The 19,257-nt window shown below is 59.8% G+C and carries 13 protein-coding genes and 2 pseudogenes; 3 read left to right on the forward strand and 12 right to left on the reverse strand.

The window, feature by feature from the left end; genetic code table 11:
* Window positions 1-121: 121 nt before the first annotated feature.
* The 7 genes from K9B32_RS25200 to K9B32_RS25230 form a co-directional block, all read right to left on the reverse strand.
* The gene (locus K9B32_RS25200; RefSeq protein ID WP_224567268.1) at window positions 122-1,720 is read right to left on the reverse strand and encodes an MFS transporter; all 1,599 of its coding nucleotides are present in this window, start codon (window positions 1,718-1,720) and stop codon (window positions 122-124) included.
* Window positions 1,717-2,160, reverse strand: coding sequence for a DoxX family protein (locus tag K9B32_RS25205; RefSeq protein WP_224567270.1), 444 nt, complete (start codon window positions 2,158-2,160; stop codon window positions 1,717-1,719). Before K9B32_RS25205 ends, K9B32_RS25200 begins: the two co-directional genes overlap by 4 nt.
* A gap of 162 nt (window positions 2,161-2,322) precedes the next feature.
* Window positions 2,323-4,305, reverse strand: coding sequence for an amidohydrolase (locus K9B32_RS25210; protein ID WP_224567272.1), 1,983 nt, complete (start codon window positions 4,303-4,305; stop codon window positions 2,323-2,325).
* On the reverse strand, window positions 4,305-4,592 hold the full coding sequence (locus K9B32_RS25215) for a XapX domain-containing protein (RefSeq protein WP_224567275.1): 288 nt from the start codon (window positions 4,590-4,592) through the stop codon (window positions 4,305-4,307). The genes K9B32_RS25210 and K9B32_RS25215 overlap by 1 nt, the downstream gene beginning before the upstream one ends.
* A 66-nt stretch (window positions 4,593-4,658) precedes the next feature.
* Window positions 4,659-5,348, reverse strand: a complete 690-nt coding sequence (locus K9B32_RS25220; RefSeq protein WP_224567277.1) for a hydrolase — start codon at window positions 5,346-5,348, stop codon at window positions 4,659-4,661.
* 746 nt (window positions 5,349-6,094) lie between these two features.
* Window positions 6,095-7,012: a LysR family transcriptional regulator gene (locus tag K9B32_RS25225; protein ID WP_224567280.1), complete on the reverse strand. Its 918-nt coding sequence runs from the start codon at window positions 7,010-7,012 to the stop codon at window positions 6,095-6,097.
* A gap of 68 nt (window positions 7,013-7,080) precedes the next feature.
* Entirely contained in the window at window positions 7,081-8,013 is a 933-nt protein-coding gene (locus K9B32_RS25230; RefSeq protein WP_224567283.1) for a VOC family protein, read from the reverse strand.
* 111 nt (window positions 8,014-8,124) lie between these two features.
* Between K9B32_RS25230 and K9B32_RS25235 the strand changes: the two genes are divergently transcribed.
* On the forward strand, window positions 8,125-9,024 hold the full coding sequence (locus tag K9B32_RS25235; protein ID WP_224567286.1) for a LysR family transcriptional regulator: 900 nt from the start codon (window positions 8,125-8,127) through the stop codon (window positions 9,022-9,024).
* Between the two features lie 21 nt (window positions 9,025-9,045).
* On the opposite strand, the gene K9B32_RS25240 is transcribed toward K9B32_RS25235, so the two are convergent.
* Window positions 9,046-9,723 carry a gamma-glutamylcyclotransferase gene (locus K9B32_RS25240; RefSeq protein WP_224567371.1) on the reverse strand — a complete coding sequence of 226 codons (678 nt, stop codon included), beginning with the start codon at window positions 9,721-9,723 and terminating at the stop codon, window positions 9,046-9,048.
* Between the two features lie 77 nt (window positions 9,724-9,800).
* A complete protein-coding gene (locus tag K9B32_RS25245; RefSeq protein WP_224567303.1) occupies window positions 9,801-10,637 on the reverse strand; it encodes an alpha/beta fold hydrolase in 837 nt (278 codons plus the stop codon).
* Between the two features lie 398 nt (window positions 10,638-11,035).
* On the opposite strand from K9B32_RS25245, the gene K9B32_RS25250 reads away from it, so the two are divergent.
* Complete coding sequence (locus K9B32_RS25250; RefSeq protein WP_224567305.1) at window positions 11,036-12,973, forward strand: TPR end-of-group domain-containing protein; 1,938 nt, start codon at window positions 11,036-11,038, stop codon at window positions 12,971-12,973.
* Between the two features lie 158 nt (window positions 12,974-13,131).
* Here the strand turns inward: K9B32_RS25250 and K9B32_RS25255 are convergent.
* Window positions 13,132-13,714 (reverse strand): annotated as a pseudogene (locus tag K9B32_RS25255) (OB-fold nucleic acid binding domain-containing protein); the annotation flags it as partial.
* A gap of 673 nt (window positions 13,715-14,387) precedes the next feature.
* On the opposite strand from K9B32_RS25255, the pseudogene K9B32_RS25260 reads away from it, so the two are divergent.
* Window positions 14,388-15,138, forward strand: a pseudogene (locus K9B32_RS25260) (SOS response-associated peptidase family protein).
* A 287-nt stretch (window positions 15,139-15,425) separates the two neighbouring features.
* On the opposite strand, the gene K9B32_RS25265 reads toward K9B32_RS25260, so the two are convergent.
* Both K9B32_RS25265 and K9B32_RS25270 read right to left on the reverse strand, forming a co-directional pair.
* Entirely contained in the window at window positions 15,426-15,686 is a 261-nt protein-coding gene (locus K9B32_RS25265; protein WP_224567308.1) for a DUF4242 domain-containing protein, read from the reverse strand.
* 41 nt (window positions 15,687-15,727) lie between these two features.
* Window positions 15,728-19,252 (reverse strand): ATP-binding protein, encoded by a 3,525-nt coding sequence (locus K9B32_RS25270; protein ID WP_224567311.1) that lies wholly within the window; start codon window positions 19,250-19,252, stop codon window positions 15,728-15,730.
* Window positions 19,253-19,257: the final 5 nt, after the last annotated feature.

A 19,257-nucleotide genomic window follows, 5' to 3' on the forward strand; every position in this document is an offset into this window, starting at 1 on the left:
CCTGGCTCCAGTTTTGACGCCAGATGCCGGCTTCAACAATTGCATCAATTGTTGCGAGTTCATTGCGCGTGGCGGCATAATGGGCTGGGCGGCCGAAGCCGCCGCCCAGCCCAAGTCTTCGTTATGCGGCACCAGGCCGATTGATCGTCAGGAAGTGACGGACGACAGGTTTTTCGGAACCGACATGGTAGGCCAGCACCTTGCCCTGCAGGTCGGCGTCGGCATTGGAGACCCGCTTGTGCTGGCGAAGATGTTCAGCCCAGGATTCCACCATGAACCATTCGACGATCTTCTCCGGGTCAGCCGAGTCCTCGGTGACACCCCAGCCGTAGGCACCATCGCGGCGGCGTTCGTTGGAAAGATGATCGATGGCGTGCAGGAATGCGCTGCGGTGCTGCTTCTCGACCTTGTACTCGATCAGGATCAGAACCGGACCACGGTCATGGGCGACGGGTTCTGCCACCAGCGGCTCAGGCCAGTGGTTGGACGGGACCATGTCGGCATCGCCCGCCGGGAGCTTGACGCGGTGCATGATGAACCCAGCGACGAGAAGGCCAGCGGCTCCGATGAGCAGGGTCGCTTGGATGCCGACAGCCTCGCCGACCGCGCCCCAACCAAGGCTCCCGGCGGTCATCGCACCATTGAAGACGGTGAGGTAGACGGCGAGGCCGCGACCACGCACCCAGTTCGGAAGAACAGCCTGGGCCGCGCCGTTGAGCGTGGTCAGAGCAGTGATCCATGCCGCACCAAGGAACAGAAGAACGATGATGGCAACGATCTTCGGCGGGGCGAGTGACAGGACACCCATGACGGCAGCGGTGATCAGCGCGGCACCGAGAAGCAGGCCGTCAGAACTCAGGCGTTCGCGCAGCTTCGGCATGACCAAGGCGCCACCAATCGCGCCTGCACCGACTGCACCGAGCAGGATGCCGTAGAAGCTGGCATCACCACCGAGCAACTGCCGGGCGACGAGCGGGAGGAGCGCCCAGACGGCGCTGGCGAAGGCGAAGAAGATCGCGGCGCGCAGGAGGACGACGTGGAGCGGTGTGCTCGAGCGGGTGTAGCGAAGCCCGGCCCGGAAGGCACCGAAGAAGTTCTCCTGAAGCGCGTCGTTTGCATTCTTCGCCCGTGGCCACCAGACCAGAGCTGCAATCACCACGGCGTAGCTTGCGACATCCGCGCCGTAGGTGATCCCGGCTCCGAGGGCTGCGAGAAGCAGGCCGCCCGCGGCAGGCCCGATGGAGCGGGCAATGTTGATGCCGAGCGAGTTCAGCGCCACGGCGCTCTTGACATCCTCGCGTTTGACCAGTTCGGGAACAATGGCCTGCCATGTCGGTCCCATCAGAGCAGCGCCAATGCCGCCGAGGAAGGTCAGACCGATCAGCGCGCTGACCGACAGCATGCCCGTCTGGGACAGGACCATAAGCGAGATGCTGACGGATGCCAGCAGGAGCTGGACGGCGATCAGGAACTTGCGGCGATCAAGGATATCGGTGAGAACGCCCGCAGGAATGGCAAGCAGGAAGATCGGCAGGGTTCCGGCCGCCTGCACCATGGCAACCGCGGCCGGCGATGCCGAAAGATCCGTCATCAGCCAGGAGCTTGCGACGTCGCGCATGAAGCTACCGGTATTGCCAAGGACGGTGGCGATCCAGAGAACCGCAAACACAGGCTGTGCGAGTGGCGCGAAGGTTCCGCCGGATGCTTTTGCAGCGCTCATTTGCCTGCTCCCTTGGTGAGGTCGAATGCGGCGACGAAGAGGAATGCGCCAGCGAGGCCAACATGTTCAAAGAAGGCGTTGGTCGCCATCATGCGGTCCATGCCGGGAGCCATCTCCCAGAAACGGAGGGCGATGAGCGTTGCCATGAGCGTGAAGCCAGCGAGCGCCAGCGCTCCGATCCAGCGAAACAAGCCCGATACCACCATGGCTGAAGCCGTCAGCTCGAACACGATGACGGCGACAGCAAAGAACGCGGTAGGATGAAGACCGAAATGATCCATCTCAGCCAGTGCGCCGTTGAAGTCGAAGATCTTGGTAAGCGGACCTTGTATGTAGGCAGCGCAGAGTGCGAGCAGTGAAACGGTTCGCGTGATCGGAGAGGCCATAATGCGCGTCAGGCCGCTTAGGATCGGGTTCGACGTGGGGGATAGGTGGGTCATGATCTGCTCCTGCATATTCGCCGCGAGCGGCTGCATTTGATGGAGCGATATTGACTGGTTGCAGTGGCACCAACAATTGCAGCAATAGTTTCGATTTAATTGCAAAATGAGCAATTATGAAGTGATGCTCGGGTGACTGGATGCCACCCGAGCTAAGGCTCGTCAGACGGCCCAGCAGGAGCAACCGAGTGCGCCAAAGAACCCCTTGAGGTCGGCGATCGGAAGCTTGGATGTCCAAGCTCCGGCATGGTCGTGGCCGTGCACGCCGCAATCGCTGGCGCATCCGCATGTGGAGATGGCGGTGCGGCGCAAGGATCGAGCGCCCGCGCCCTCCGGTTCGCCCCAGGCCGCGTAGCCGCCGAACTTGCGTACGGGAGACCAGTCGGGCATCGCGGGCGGGATGTCGTTCTCGTCGAGCGTCTTGAAGTCGCCTGCACCATAGACGATCTTGCCGCCGACCATGGTCAGTTCCGAGGTGAGGAACGAAATCTCGTCCTCGGCGCAGGAGAAGAAGTCCTTGTCCGGCACCACCAGATCGGCGAACTGACCCTTCTCGATGCGGCCCTTCTTGCCCTCTTCATTGGAGAACCACGTGACCTTCTCAGTCCACATGCGCAGCGCGGTCTCCCGGTCGAGGCAGTTGGCTCGCGGATAGAGTTGCATTCCGCCGACAGTCTTGCCGGTGACCATCCACGACAGCGAAACCCACGGATTGTAGGAAGCAACGCGCGTCGCGTCGGTGCCTGCGGAGACATTCACACCCTTGTCGAGCATGCGACGGATCGGCGGCGTAGCCTCGGCCACGCCGTGACCGTACCGCTCGACGAAGTATTCGCCTTGGTAGGCCATGCGATGCTGAGTGGCGATGCCACCGCCGAGTGCGGCGATGCGGTCGATCGAGCGATCCGAGATGGTTTCGGCATGGTCGAAGAACCAGTTCAGTCCTTCGAGCGGAATGTCCTTGTTGACCTTCTCGAACACGTCGAGGGCGCGAGAGATCGTCTCGTCATAGGTGGCATGCAGACGCCATGGCCAGCGGTTTTCCGCCAGTACGCGGACGACCTCTTCCAGCTCGCTTTCCATCTCCGGGGCCATCTCCGGACGGGGCTGCCGGAAATCCTCGAAGTCGGCAGCCGAGAAGACGAGCATCTCACCGGCGCCGTTGTGGCGGAAGTAATCGTTGCCCTGCTTGTATTTGACCGACTGCGTCCAGTTCAGGAAGTCCTGCTTCTCTTCCTTCGGCTTCTGAGTGAAGAGGTTGTAGGCCAGACGCACCGTCATCTGGTTCTCATCGGAGAGCTTCTGGATGACCTCGTAGTCGTCCGGATAGTTCTGGAAGCCCCCGCCCGCGTCGATCACGCCTGTCACGCCGAGGCGGTTCAGTTCGCGCATGAAGTGGCGGGTCGAGTTGACCTGATAGTCCAAAGGAAGCTTCGGGCCCTTGGCAAGCGTCGAGTAGAGAATGCCCGCATTCGGCTTGGCCAGCAGCATGCCCGTCGGGTTGCCGTTGGCATCCCGGGTGATCTCGCCGCCGGGCGGGTTCGGCGTGTCACGGGTGTAGCCGACTGCGCGCAGAGCGGCGCCGTTGAGCAGCGCACGGTCATAAAGGTGCAGAAGGAACACGGGCGTGTCGGGCGCGACAGCGTTGATTTCCTCGATTGTCGGGAGGCGCTTTTCCGCAAACTGATGTTCGGTGAAGCCGCCGACAACGCGCACCCACTGCGGCGCGGGTGTGATCGCCACCTGGCGCTTCAGCATGTCCATCGCATCGGCGAGCGAGCGCACGCCATCCCAGCGCAGCTCCATGTTGTAGTTCAGGCCACCGCGAACGACGTGGGTATGGTTGTCGATCAAGCCGGGCAGAACACTCTTGCCCCTGAGGTCGACGATCTTAGTGCCAGAACCAGCCAGCGCCATGATCTCGCTGTCGGATCCGACTTCGAGAAACAGGCCATCCTTGATGGCGATCGCCGTGGCGTTCGGATTGGTTCGGTCGAGGGTCGTCACGCGGCCGTTGTGGAGGATCAGGTCGGGATGCATGGTGTCTACTCCGGTCTGGTTGGGATCGGCGGCTTTCGCGGGGGAGAAGAGGTTCGAGAACGCCAGGCTCGACGCGCCCCCAAGAAAGGATCGACGAGTCGTCATCAGCTCCGCTCCTCTGCTTTCGCCTCTGCCTGATGGGCGAGGTCGATAAGATCGCCGCCCTTAGGCAGGTGGCCGAACATGTGCGGCTTGATCTGATGAAGCCATGAAACGGCTGCTGGCTCCCTGCTCCACAAGGTCTTTGCGAAAGGGATGACCTGTTCACCGACGAGAATGCCGAGAAGGCCGACCAAGGCGATCACAGGCGGAGCCGGCGAGCGGACGTTCAGGAGGCTGTAGACGATGCCCACAAGCAGACCTGCACCGAGAGAAAGAAGATAGATTTTCACGGGATGTCCTCCACGGTTAGAGAAAGGCCGCTCCGACGGGGTTATCGGAGTGGCCTGATCAGGCCGTTACTTGGCTGGGTTCGGGCCGATGCGCTTGCCGTGCTTGACGCGTTCCTCTGCGCCGTGAACCATCGTGTAGGCGTAGTCGATGCCCATGCCGTATGCGCCGGAATGCTCCTTCACGAGGGTGGTGACAGCATCGTAGGTTTCCTTCCGCGCCCAGTCGCGCTGCCATTCGAGCAGGACTTGCTGCCAGGTGACCGGGATCACGCCTGCCTGCACCATCCGGTCCATGGCGTACTTGTGCGCGTCTGAGGACGTGCCGCCGGAAGCATCGGCGACCATGTAGATCTCGTATTCCGGAACATCATGGAGAGCGGAAAGTGCGAAGGTTGTGTTGCACACTTCCGTCCACAGACCGGAGACGACGATCTTCCGGCGGCCGTTTGCCGCGTTCTTTGCCAGCGCATCGCGCACGTTCTGGTCGTCCCAGGAGTTCATCGAGGTGCGCTCGAGGATATCGTTCTCCGGGTAGACGGCAAGCAGTTCCGGAAACGTGTTGCCCGAGAAGGATTGCGTCTCGACCGTGGTGATCGTGGTCGGGACGTTGAAGATCCTGGCGGCCTTGGCGAGGCCGACGACATTGTTCTTCAGTACCTGGCGGTCGATCGATTGGACACCAAAGGCCATCTGCGGCTGCTGATCAATGAAGATGAGCTGGCTGTTGGCGGGAGTGAGAACTTCGAGCTTGGACATGAGATTTTCCTCTTCGGTTGTTTGGACCGCGAATGCGGCGGGTTATAAACTGGGCAGGGCCTGTCGGACGGACACCATCTCCTGGAACACGGCTTCATAAGGCCCTGAGTAGATCGAAACCGATGCTTTCATTCACTCGTTGCCTCGGCTGCTGAAAGGAAACGTAGTGCGATTTGCGCTTGTGCAAAATTGCAATATTAATTGCGAATGAGTTGCCTTTATCGCAATAATTACTCTGAAGTTCGGTTGACCTGCGGACGTCGCACGACGCTACGCTACGCGACCATTCGGTCCAAAATTTACTCAAGAAAATTTCATTCGCACAGGCGGCCCTGAGGTAGTTTGCAGTGTCGCTGTTCACGCTATTCGGCGTGGAGCGATTTGGCTGACTTCGCTTCGGGCGAGACAGCCCGTGGACAACAGGAGAGCGGCGTATGAGCCGCGAAATGCTTGGCAGTCTGCCATTGAGCATTGACGCGACTAGATGGTGGGTATGCTGTACGCGCAGGGGTTCCATATCGCGATTACTTGCTTACTCTCAACAGCCGTTGCTCCAAATTTATAGGCCGATTTATGCCGAACCAGGAGACGAGCGCCATGTCACGGCACACTCCCATACAGGATAGGGCCATCACCCACTCCGCGCTGTCCGACGGATCAAATCAGCCGTGGGAAATATCTTCAAAGGAGAGATGGGAGAAGCCCGTCATTGTGGAGTAACTATCCATGGATGTGGACAAAGCCACCTAGGGTGTGCCGGTATTATCGTCGTAGGCAGAAAACACGCCCGCAACCCAGTCTGCAAAGACCTGATACTTAACGCTCGGAAACCGGCCCGCTGGTCTTGCTATGTGAACAGGATAACGTGGTGGCGCCCAATCGTTCATGATTGGGACCAGGGCGCCACGAGCGATATGGGGCCGTGCCAAGAATTCAAATGTCTGCCCGATACCCAGTCCTGCTAATATTCCATGCAAATGGGCCGTCGCATCACTGGTGGAGAGCTTGATGGGGCTGTAGATCTCTATTTTCTCATCGCCATTAATCAGTCGAACGGGTGCAGCTTTCAGACTACGTGCAAAAAAGTACTGCACGAAAATATGATCGCGCTGCAGATCCGATGGCGAAGCTGGCACGCCGTGTTTTTCGAGGTACAACGGGGTTGCGCAGGTCACTATCTCAACGCTGCATAACTTCCTCGCAACAAGAGATGCGCTGGGCAGATCGCCGGCACGAATGACGCAGTCTATGCCCTCTTCGACGATGTCGGCCTGACGTTCTGTTACACCAAGATGCAACTCGATCTCTGGATAGAGCGCGTAAAACTCTGGCAACCGAGGGATCAGGATCGCATTCGCGAAGGTTCCTCCTACGTCAACCCGAAGTTTTCCCCTAGTGGCTAGGCGCCCACGGGTCGCCTCATTGTTCATTTCGTCGAAATCGGCGATCAGGCGAATGGCGCGCTCGTAATAAGCAACTCCCTCAGGTGTCACGGTGACTGAACGTGTCGTGCGTTCGAGCAGTTTGAGGCTCAAGCTTGCCTCGAGATCCTGAACAAGCTTACTCACGGTCGACCGTGGCGCACCCATCGTGTCTGCAGCCTTTGCAAAGGATCCGGCCTCCACGACGCGAACAAAGGCTCTGATCGCTCCCAATTGATCCATTGCCATCTCTCCATCGAAATTTATGCGGCGCCCAAAATTCGAAATGCCATCAGTTTTGAGTGGTATTGTCAGGCAGCCAATGGCTCGAGATTTGCCTGGATCTGATCGCGGAAAGCTTCATATCGGCCCGGTAGCTTGAGCGCTTCCCCGAGATGGGCTGTGTCCTCGTCGCGGTTGAATCCGGGCTCGTTTGTGGCGACCTCGAAGAGGATTCCGCCCGGCGTGCGGAAGTAGATCGCCCAGAAATAGTCGCGGTCGATGACGGGCGTGACCTGGTAGCCGGTGTCCATCAGCGCCTTGCGCACCTCGAGCTGCTTCTCGCGGTTGTCGACGGCGAATGCGATATGGTGCACCGATCCTGCACCCTGTCGCGCGAACGGAGTCTTTGGCAATGCCAGTAGATCGATCGTGTCCGCCCCGTTACCGTTGGGTATGATGAAGCGTACAACGTCGCCCTCCTTCTCGGCGCGCTCGTAGCCCATGAAGCCGAGCAGCTCTTCCGTCGCAGCCGTGTCGTGCAGGCTGAAGCGTGCGCCAGCGAAACCGCGGATGGCCGCATCATCTGGAATTCCATCTGACAGCCATGGAGCACGCTTGTCGTCTGCGGACTCGATAAGCGCAAAGCTGTCGCCGTCCGGTCCCATGAAGCGGAGTCGTTCGACGCCGAAGACAGTATCGCGTTCCAGACCGTCCACGCCTTGGGTTGTGAAGCGATCCTGCCAGAACTTCAGCGATCCCTCGGGAACGGAGAACTGGGTCTCGCCGACTTCACCGACACCGGGGCGGCCGAGCATCATGTTGGGGAACGGGAAGTAGGTCATCACCGTTCCGGCCGAGCCCGTCTCGTCACCATAGTAGAGGTGATAGACGCTCGGGTCGTCGAAGTTAACAGTCTGCTTGACGCGACGAAGACCGAGCGTGTCGGTGAAGAAGCGGTTGTTCTGCCGCGCGTCCGATGCCATCGAAGTCACGTGGTGCAGTCCCTTGATGTCCTTGATCATCTTGAAGCCTCTCGGTTTGTGTTCCGGTATTGATAAGAATGTAGACCCGTTGATCGCCGCGCGAAATTGCAATATTCCTTTAGATTGAATTGCAATTTATGAAACAATGAGATGAACGACTACAAAGCTCTCCGAACCTTTCTGCTCGCCGCTGAGAAGCGGAGCTTTGCCCAGGTCGCCCGCGAACTGGACATGACGCCAGCAGCCGTCACACGGGCGATCGCCGCCCTCGAGGCGGAACTTGGCTTGCAGCTCTTCGTTCGCACGACGAGACAGGTATCGCTGACAACCGACGGCGCAATCTTTGCTGCGCAGATCCAGCCAGCGGTGAAGACGCTTGAAGACGCGCGGCGCGAAGTAATGAACGCACACAAGGCCGACGAGGGTCGGCTGCGTATCAGTGCGCCGACATGGTTCGGCAAGACGGTGCTGCCGCCGATCCTGTCTGGGTTCAAGGAACGCTATCCGAAGATGAGCTTCGAGATCTCGCTGTCCGATGGATTGGTCAACATCGTCGATGACGACTACGACCTGGCGATCCGCATCTCATCCCAACCATCGGACAAGTTCACGATCTGGCGCAAGATCCGCGTCGTGCCTCGGATACTTATCGCGGCGCCCGGGAGTCGGTTCGTCGAAATGCAGCACCCGAACGAACTGACACCTGACGACTGCCTCGCCTATAGCGGTGAGAGCCGGCGCGAGAACTGGGTGCTGTCGGATGGTGGATCCAGCATGACGATTTCGGCAGGTCGGGCCTTCAGCGCCAATAGTGGCGAGGTTCTGGCGGACATGGCCGCCGACGGTGCGGGCGTTGCCATGCTTCCGGGGTTTCACATCGCCGAACACCTGCGCACCGGACGCCTGGTACAGGTCTTTAAAGGATGGACACCCCCAGAGTTGTGGCTGACGCTTTATTATCCCCCATATCAGGCCCTGCCTCCCCGGATCGCATCCTTCTCGAAGTTCTTTGAAGAGCAGGTCCCGGCGCACATGGTCATGCTGGATTGACGCTCGGTTAGGAGGACGACCTCAGGCTGCTTGCTTTGCCTTGATCCGCTCGGCCACGAGCGCCTGCAGATGCCAGAGGTTTCGGTCTCGGATCCCCTCGGCCTCAAGATCAACGATCGTGTTGTGCAGATATTGCGCGCACGATCCGCCTTGCCCGCAGGCGTTTGCGATGAGCCCCGCGGCGATCTGCATCGGCAATGGCTTGGTGAGGCCGGATCGTCTGGTACTTGCCCAGAACGTCAGGGCGTTCTTCATGCCTTCAGGCGTCTGCACGCGAACCCACCGGACCATGTCGGCGACCTCGTGGTACTTGATCTCGCGCGCCACGAGCGCACGGAGATCCTGGCGGCGACACTCTTCCGATAACCGGAGTACCACGCCATCACACCTCCCGCCGCGTTCGAGAGCCATCATCAGGCCTGGTTGTTCGCTGGTTGCCCGCCAACGTTCGATCTTCAGCGAAAACGATCGGTGCCATCCGTATGCGGATGCTTGCATTCGGGCTGTCGGCTTGAACTCAGGATTCCAGATAAGGGAACCGTAAGCGAAGACCCAAATCGCCTCGCCACCTACCTCTTGTTCAATCCTGTCGACGAGACAGTCAAGTTCCGCGTCGGAGAGTGGTGTCCAGCCCGGTTCTGGGCCATCGTCCAGGACGTCTCGCAACGTCAGGGCAACAAGCTCTGGGGTCAACAGCATCATGGTCCCGTATTTCTTCTGTGTTCAAGAAAAGATCGGAGCCGCGATTGCTTTCACATCGCGGCTCCGTGTCTTGTTTAGGCCTGAACGAAGGCCAGAAGATCGGCGTTCAGCACGTCGGCATTGACTGTCAGCATGCCGTGTGAGAAGCCTGGATAGGTCTTCAGCGAGCCGTTCTTCAGAAGCTTGGCCGACTTCAACGCCGAGTCCGCGATCGGAACGATCTGGTCGTCTTCACCATGCAGGACGAGCGTCGGAACCGTGATCGCCTTCAGGTCTTCCGTCTGGTCGGTTTCGGAGAAGGCCTTGATGCCGTCGTAATGGGCCTTGGCACCGCCCATCATGCCCTGACGCCACCAGTTCTGGATCACACCCTCCTGAACCGCCGCGCCGTCGCGGTTGAAGCCGTAGAACGGGCCAGCCGGAACATCGCGGAAGAATTGGGCGCGGTTCGCCGCGAGTGCCGAACGGAAACCATCGAAGACTTCGATCGGCAGGCCTTCAGGATTTGCATCCGTCTTCAGCATCAGTGGCGGGACGGCGGAAACCAGAACCGCCTTGGCGACACGACCGCTCGGCTGGCCGTGCTTGGCCACGTAACGAGCAACTTCGCCACCGCCGGTGGAGTGACCGATGTGGACCGCATTCTTCAGGTCGAGATGTTCGGCAACAGCGAAAGCATCGGCAGCGTAGTGATCCATGTCGTGACCATCGGAGACCTGGGCGGAACGGCCATGTCCACGGCGGTCATGGGCAACGACGCGATAACCTTTCGACAGGAAGAACAGCATCTGTGCGTCCCAGTCGTCCGACGACAGCGGCCAGCCATGGTGGAAGACGATCGGCTGGGCATCCTTGGGACCCCAGTCCTTGTAGAAGATTTCGACGCCGTCCTTGGTGGTTACATATGCCATTGTTTCGGTTCCTTCGATTGAGCTGGAGATTGATGCAGCCTCGGCTGCAAAATTGAGAGAGGGTGAAATTGCCATGGCTGCGACGGCGGCACCTGCTGTGAGAAGCGCGCCCCTGCGTGTCGTGGAGGAAAAGTTCTAGGTCATCTCGCGTCCTGCGATTTCATCATTGAAGACTTCAGGCGACACCAAGTTCGTCTGACGGATGGATAATGCCGTCAGATCTCACCCCTCACAATTGCAGGAATAGTTTCCATTTTATTGTTCGTTCCGCAACAATGGACAGCCCAGTATCACTCGAAACAGATGCTGAAGCGGGGCTCTTATCCTGCTCGATTCTTTCCAGCTCGCAGACTGTGCTACTATCCGCGCCGGAGAGGATGGTCATCGAGGGGATCAGCATGGAACGCAAGCTCGCAGCTATTCTCGCCGCCGATGTCGTCGGTTACTCGTCGCTGATGGAGATGGACGAAGCCGGCACATTCCAACGACTAAGGGCGGGTTACAGGGAATTGCTCGAGCCGGAAATCCAGAACCATAACGGGCGCGTTTTCAAACTGATGGGCGACGGATTGCTGGCGGAATTCGGCAGTGTCGTGGATGCGGTGGAATGTGCCGCAGCACTTCAACGCGGTATGGCCCAGCGCAATGCCGGCGCTTCTGAATTCACCGACTTGGAAATCCGCATTGGCATCAACCTTGGCGAAGTGATCGTCGAGGGCGAGGATCGCTATGGGGAGGGTGTCAATATCGCCGCCCGCCTGCAGGGGCTCGCCGAGCCGGGCGGCATCTGCGTTTCGGGCAAGGTCTCGAAGGAGGTCGCGGGCAAGCTCGCCTTTGCGTTCGAGCCGATGGGCGACCAGCAGGTCAAGAACATCGCTGAACCGATCGCCTGCTATCGCGTGAACTTTGACCGAGGTACACCGGAGCGCGCCGAGCGCGGATCGCCGAATGGCACGCTCCGGAAGATATCGATCGCGGTCCTACCGTTCAGCAACATGAGTGGCGACCCGGAGCAGGAGTATTTTTCCGACGGCATCACCGAAGACATCATCACGGACCTGTCGAAGATTTCGAACCTCCACGTAGTCGCCCGCAACACGACGTTCACCTACAAGGGAAGGGCCGTGAAGATACCGCAGGTGGCCCAGGAACTCGGCGTTGCATTCGTACTGGAGGGCAGCGTCCGAAAGGCCGGCGCGCGGGTTCGTGTCACTGGACAGCTCGTCGACGGCCGGGATGGAAGCCATCTCTGGGCCGAGCGCTACGACCGTGAGCTCACTGACATCTTCGCCATACAGGATGAAATCGCCCACGCCATTATCGAACAGTTGAAGGTTAGGCTGCTGCCAGACGAGAAGACGGCAATCAGCGCAACGCCGACAGAAGACGTCGAGGCCTACACTTACTACCTCCGGGGCCGGCAGTTCCTGTACATGTGCTCGAAATCCTACATGCTCCTGGCGCGGCGCATGTTCGTGAAGGCGTCCGAGATCGATCCGGGATATGCGCGTGCCTATGCCGGCATCGCGCTCTGCGATTCCGTTTTGCACTCATGGCGATATGCCGACATCTCCATCGAAGGCATCCTCGCAACGAGTGCCAAGGCGCTCGAACTTGATCCTGATCTGGCTGACGCACACGCGTCGCGTGGCCTAGCTCTCCAATATGGCGGACAGCGTGAACAGGCCGTCGCCGAATTCGAGCTTGCCCTCGGGCTCGATCCCGATTTGCATGAAGCAAACTACTTCTATGCACGCTTCTTCTTCGAACAGGGCGACTTCGAAAGAGCGGCCGAGCTGTTCGAAAGGGCCACGCAGGTGCGGTTCGACGACTACCGCTCCGCGGCGTTGTTGGCGTGCGTCTATCTCAAGCTCGGGCGGCCTGTGGACATGGAGAGAGCGGCTCGGCTCGGTCTGGAGCGGGCCGAACGAGAGCTCCATCTGCATCCGGAGAATTCAAGTCCTGCCCAACTGGGGACACTGGTGCTGGCCTACCTCGGCGAGCGGGACCGCGCGAAGGAATGGGCGGCGCGCACGTTGGCCATCGATCCGGACGACCTCAACGCCATGTACAACATTGCCTGTGCCTATCTGCACATGGGGGAACATGAAGCGGCGCTCGACTTGCTGGATCAGGTTATTCCGAGGGCGTCCGTGCATCGCTTCTGGTGGACCAGCGATCCTGACCTCGATTCGATCCGCGATCATCCGCGCTACAAAAGACTGGTCGACAAAACCGTCGCCGCCCCAAATCAGGCACTGGGCCAATCGTTGGCGGGCTCCTCGACACGCTCGGATCGCCTGCTGGATTCGGATCCCGGTCATAGGCCGCTTTAATTTCAGCCAGCTCTTTGTCGAGCGCGGCCATGACCTCCGGAGCTTTCGCCCCTAAAGTGACGTACTCATCGACGAGCTGCTCTAGCGAAACCGACATGCCTCCCCTTGATTGAAAGCTTCATGTAAGATCGACAACAGAATGCTGGAGTAACTGAACTTCACTGAAAATTCCTCGCCTTTACTTTCAGCGTGTCGATGTGCAAATCCCTCACGAAGATGTCGCGCGGCTGCGGCACTGGCTTCGGCCTGTCGCGCGAATCCGGGTTTCCGGGTGATCCATGGGCGAACTCGTCGCCCCTGCCTGTCGGGATCTTCACGTCGATCTCTCGATCAGCGAGTCCGGACAGATCTCCAGACAAATCGAAGAGCTGCTGCGCGACAAGATGGACGACATCGCCTTCCCGCTGGATCCTGCCGTTGATGGCCATCATCGACGATCCCAGCACTACCCTACGGCGCTTCTCGAACAGCGACGGCCACACCACGACGTTCGCCGGTCCAGTCTCGTCCTCGATGGTCACGAACATGACCCCCTTTGCCGACCCTGGCATCTGCCTCACCAGGACAAGTCCCGCCGCCATCAGCCAGCGGCCGTCCCGCGCGTTCATCGCGTCCGCGCAGGTCACGATGTTCCGCTTCTGCAGATCCTTGCGCAGGAACGCGATCGGGATGCTCCCGGAGTGTCAGCCCGGTATGGCTGTAATCGGCGACCACGTTATGGCCTGCGGTCATCTGCCGGAGCAGCCCGAAAATAGGAATATCGTCTCACAATTTTAGTGACGCGAAAGATTATGCCGTTGAATCAGGGACGTAGGCGAAACCAGTAAGTGACCGGCCTTATTGAAAAAATTTTTGTCGGGACCGAAAGATTGCCTTCGACGCCCAGTCCGATTAACGACCCGGCCGTTTCGTCATGGAGCCGTCGTTGCCCGGGAAGACCAAAAAGCCACTCGACTTGTCCTCGACACTGCGTCAGGTGCGCGATCCCATGGGGATCGGTGCGGCACTCGGTTCCCATGCCTGCAGCCGACCCCGCCCAGTGGAGTGGCAGCTTGCTAGTCGTCTGGAAAACGAGCTACGATATCCACGACAACCACGTCGGAACCGATACATTCTGCGCAGATTCCGAATGCATCTTCATCGAATTCGTCCCTGCTCTTCCTCTGATGGCAGCAATCGCAGACGACAGTTCCGCGGCAGGAGAACCTCGCTGGGGGAAGGATCTCGACAAGAGGCCTTTCGCCCGCACGATTGGCAGGTTCTGGCATGGTAACCTCCCTGAATTCCTATTGGGCTTGAGATAGGAGCGGTCGCCGGTGCTTTCCAGATCGCAGGTGTTGGCAGCTTTATGTTGGTCGGCTACGTTGCGCATCCCAACCGACGGGAGATGGCTGGCGTGTGAAATCTATACCGCATGGACGACAGAGACTGGGTCCGGAAATGGGCGATCGATGCCGAGAGCATGATCAACCTGATGCCCACGTATCAGATGAAGCCGGACCAGATGGGCCGATCATCTGCAACACCGCAGACGGTCGCAAGCAGCTCGTCCATGCCCGCTGGGGTCTGCCATCTCCGACGCGCGTCCAAGAGGAAGCTACCGAAGGCCGTGCCGCGAAACTCGCAGCCAAAGGAAAGCCTTTCGATGTGGACGAACTCCTGCGGATGGAACCTGACCGCGGCGTGACGAATGTACGGAAGCTCAATCTTAAGCACTGGAGGCAATGGTTTGGCGTCGAGCATAGATGCATCATTCCGGTGACAACTTTCGCTGAACCCGATCCCGACAGCCAGGAGCCGGGAGGGAAAGTCCCGAATGCCTGGTTCGGCCGAGACAAAAGCAAAGAGCTTATGTTCTTCGCCGGGATCCACGTCCCGCGGTGGACAAGCGTATGGAAGGTGAAGGACGGGCTGACGACAGACGATTTATACGGTTTCCTGACGACGAACCCGAACGACATCGTGAAGCCATTCACTGGAAGGCGATGCCCGTCCGGCTGCTGACGAAGGAGGAGACGGATGTCTGGATGAATGCGCCGTGGGAGGAGGCACAGCATCTCGCACGTCCGGCGCCGAATGATGCGATCATGATCACATCGCGCGAGCCCTACGGATCCAGTATCGTCTCGAAGGACGGAGAACCGGTTCAGGCGAGCTTACTGTGAAAGCGAGGTTGCTGTGGGTCGACACGAAAGCCGACGAAGAGGCCCGTGCGCTCGACCGCGGCATGTGGGAAGTGGTCGGTCAGCAGGAGCCGGATGGAAGCTTTGTTGCTCAGGCAACAGGTCCGGCACCTGAGAATGGTGAGTTCTGGGCGGACGCCCTCGATCGCATCAAGGACGATCCTGACCAGCGTTATGCTATGGCCCGCCGCCACCTGCCGCTCCCGGCAGCGTGGCGGGAGATGGCGATTGCTCTCCGGACTAAGATCAGGAAGGCACGGAAGGGAGCGCTACGCAAACATATTGGGACCGATCTCCTCGCTAACCTCAATGATTACATCCGCGGGGACATTGTTCCTCCGGGCCGCGGCGAGAATGGCTTCCGTATTGGGCGCCTCGTAAAGGCAGTAAGTCTTTTTCCTATCCGCACTGAGGAAGGAAAAAATCCACTTCACTCCTTCCTGGTCGTTGATCAGGTTGATTTGCTCGACCCCCTCTTTCGATAAATCGAGTTGCTCTGCAAAGTTTCTTTCAATGATGTAGCGTGGCATGACGAGACCCTCTTCCCACCAAAAGCAGCGAACTGTTGGTCCTAATGAATCGTCAGCTTCAGTCGCTGTTGCAGCCGGGCCATTCCCAGTTCGGCCGCAGTTGACCGGGCATGCTCGGATAGTGACATTGCTCTCTTTATCGCGGCCCGGCTACCTATTTTCATCAGCAAGTCCGCATAGTCTGCCTGTGTGTGCGCGAGCCACGGTCGCGAGCCGATCGCCGAGTTCATCTCGAGCGCATGCTCAAAGTGCTCCGACGCTCTGTCGAATTCACCCAGCGCGGCTGCCAACATACCCAGATAGCGGCTTGCCGCGCCGAAGCAGAGGGTCGCCATACCTATCGTGACGGTCATCTCCTTGTAGTCGAGCAGCAGCTTGTAGAGGGTCCTGGCAGCATCCGCGTCGCCGAGACCGGCGGCGACTTCCGTCAGGAACGAGAGGGACGCACTTCGCTTTCCGTCAAGCGGAAGGGCGAAGCGGCTGCGGGCAAGCTCGCTCAACCTCCTTTGGGCCGCTTCCCGATAGCCCAGGTCAAAGGCAACCAGCGCAAATCCCGGTAGCCAGATGGTTTCCTCCGGGTTTTCCTCGATCAGCAGTTTCATGACCGGTGCGACCTCCGAGAGGCGGCTCTGCTCCCGTCGGATCGCAAACATCTGCATGCCGTAAACGCCCTCGGGCTGAGCGCCAAGGGTCCGCATGCCCAGCTTCAGCGCTTCTTCAGCAAGATCTTCCGCTGCGGTGAACCTTCCATCGAGGATGGCCATCATCGCTCTTGCGATCCGAGCGTAGAACTGGATGTTGAGATGCTGCCGCTTGGTACCAAGCTCTTCCAGCGCGTCAACCGCCCGATCGGCTCGTGCGCGATCGCCTAGTTCCGTGGAGACGAAGGTGTCAATTGAAAGCGCTCGGCTTTGCACATCGTCGTCGTCGATCTCACCGGCGAGGCGTCTTATTTCATCTACGCGAGCGATCCGGTCGTTTTTTTCCATGACGGACTTGACCGGTGCCGGCGTCAGGAATGGCAGAGCGGAGAGCTCCACAAGCGCAGTCTTATCGCCAACCCGTCGGGCCAGTTCGATCCCTTCACCATGGCATTTTGCGGCGTTCTTGCTGTCGCTCAAGTAGGTGTATGCCCGCGCAAGGCGGCTGAGAAGCTGGCACCGTGACCTGTTATCCGCTGGTTCAACCATCGCCAGGGCTTCCTCGAGAAGCGGCAACGTTTCGGCAAGCGAACTCGAGGAGAGGAATTTGGAGCCGTCAAGACCGATCACTGCGCGAATGAAGGCTTGCGTGTCGGCCGCTTTGCGTGCCAATGGGGCGGCAAGCCTGTATTTCGCCAGCGAATCCGTCATGCGGCCCGCAGCGAACAGGGCGTCGCCGAGTTTCAGGATCGCGGCGAGCAGCTCCGTATGCCGGTCGGGTCCTTTGGGCAACTGCTCTGCGATCACCAGGGCGTTCTGGAAGTGGTCGACCGCCTCGAAGTTGGCTGATCGTGCAAGGGCGCGTTCCCCGGCCTTCATCCAGTAGGGAAGCGCGAGCTCAACCCGTTGCGCTTTCTCGTAGTGCTGGGCGATGAGCTCGGGCTGCGTGGCAGCGACGTCGGCATACTGGTCGACGAGAACCTTGGCGATCTCCTCGTGGAAATGTCGACGGCGCCGGTTGAGGAGCGATTGATAGGCCGCATCCTGAATGAGCGCATGGCGAAAAACGAGAGCATCATGCAAGACGCCGCCGACGACGATCTGGCTGGACTCGAGCTGGTTCAATGCTTTCTCGAGCGTTCGGTCGTCGAGGCCTGCGACTTTCGAAAGAAGGCCGCGATCGAATTCCCTGCCTATTACGGCGGCAATTTGCGCGACCTCCTTGGCCGTCGTCGCTAGACAATCGAGACGTGCCATCAGGGAGCCCTGCAGACTGTCCGGGATCTCTACGTTGAGCGACGTCGACTTTCCCCTCTCCACGATCGAGCGGGTCAACTCCTCGACGAACAGCGGCACTCCGTCCGTTCGCTGCGCGATCCTTTCGGCAAGCTGTTCGGGAATGTCGGAGACCATCGATTCGATCAGCTCGCGCATCTGCTGCCTGGTCAGGCGCCCAATGGAGAGCGTCGTCGCCTGCGCCAGTCCGCTTGCCCAGTCCGCACTCCATTCCGGTCGGTGGGTCACAACGACAAGGGCGGCCGTGCCGTGAAGCCGGCTGACGAGTTCTCTCAGCACTTCGCTGGTGGACGGGTCCATCCAGTGCGCGTCTTCGACAACCATGAGCACCGGTGCGATCCTGGCCGCAAGCAGCAAACGGTTCGCCAATGTGCGGACGAGAAGTTCCTTGCGCTGGTGGGCGGAGAGATCCGGCGGCCTAAATTCGTCGCCGACGTCGAGCGAAAGCAGCTCGGCATAGATCGCGCCAACTTCGGCGGGACTTTCGCCGTAGCGGCGAACAAGGGTGCGAAACTTTTCGACGCGCGTGTTCCGGTCATCGGCCGGCGCAAACGACGCGACCCGGCTCAGTCGCTCGACGATCGGGTAAAAGGCCGAGGTAGCGTGATAGGGTGAACACTGCAATCGGATGAGTTCATGCTGTGTCTCTTGCAGATGTTCTTCGAAAGCCTCGATAAGGCGCGATTTCCCGATGCCAGCCTCCCCCGACAGGAAGACCGCCTGGCCTTGGCCGGCCTTCGCCAACTCCCACCGTTCGAGCAGCAGGCCGATCTCACTAACGCGGCCGACAAATTTCGAAAGCCCGGTGGCATGCGCGGCTTCGAAACGGCTTTCCACCTCTCGTTCACCGCGGACTTCGAACAGCGCGATGGGCGAGGTGAAGCCTCTGAGCTCCTGCTCGCCGAGGCGCTCGATTTTGAACGACTGCCCGGCGAGGCGGCGGGTGCTGTCGGAGACCACGATCTGGCCTGGGGCGGCCACGCCCTGCAGGCGTGCTGCCAGGTTGGGAGTGTCTCCCGCGATCGATGCACGCTCCTTCGCGCTGCCGTCGGGGTTGCCAACAACCACGTGCCCGGATGCGATGCCGATGCGAGCCTTCAATTGCTGCGCGTTGGGCGACTGCAGGGCGTCGACGGCGGCCATCGCCTCGAGTCCGGCCCGGATCGAACGCTCGGCATGGTCCTCGTAAGCCATAGGCCATCCGAAATAGGCGAGCACGCCATCTCCGAGATACTTGGCGACGTAGCCTCCGAACCGCGTGACTGCGCCGGCGACGCTATCCTGATAACGGCGGGTCAACTCGTGCATGTCTTCCGGGTCGAGCTGCGCCGACAGCGCTGTCGACCCGACCAGGTCGCAGAAGAGCACGCTGAGGAGTCGCCGCTCAGCCGCTGCTTCGGACGTGGCCTCAATAGCGGCCGAAGCAGGAGACTGTTCGTCCGGACGTTGCGGCGCAAGTCCGTTTATAGCAGCTAGAATAATCTTCCGGTGCCCAAGCGAGACGCCGAGCTCCCGGAGGTCGGATTCCGCGATATGAGGGAGCGCTCGCAGATCGACGTCATTCTCGACGAAGGCCTCAGCGTACTTGCCAAGACCGAGTTGACCTAGCCAGTCCTTAATCGTCTGCATCGACG

Source organism: Rhizobium sp. 3T7 (assembly GCF_020166565.1).
Taxonomy (GTDB): Bacteria; Pseudomonadota; Alphaproteobacteria; order Rhizobiales; family Rhizobiaceae; genus Rhizobium.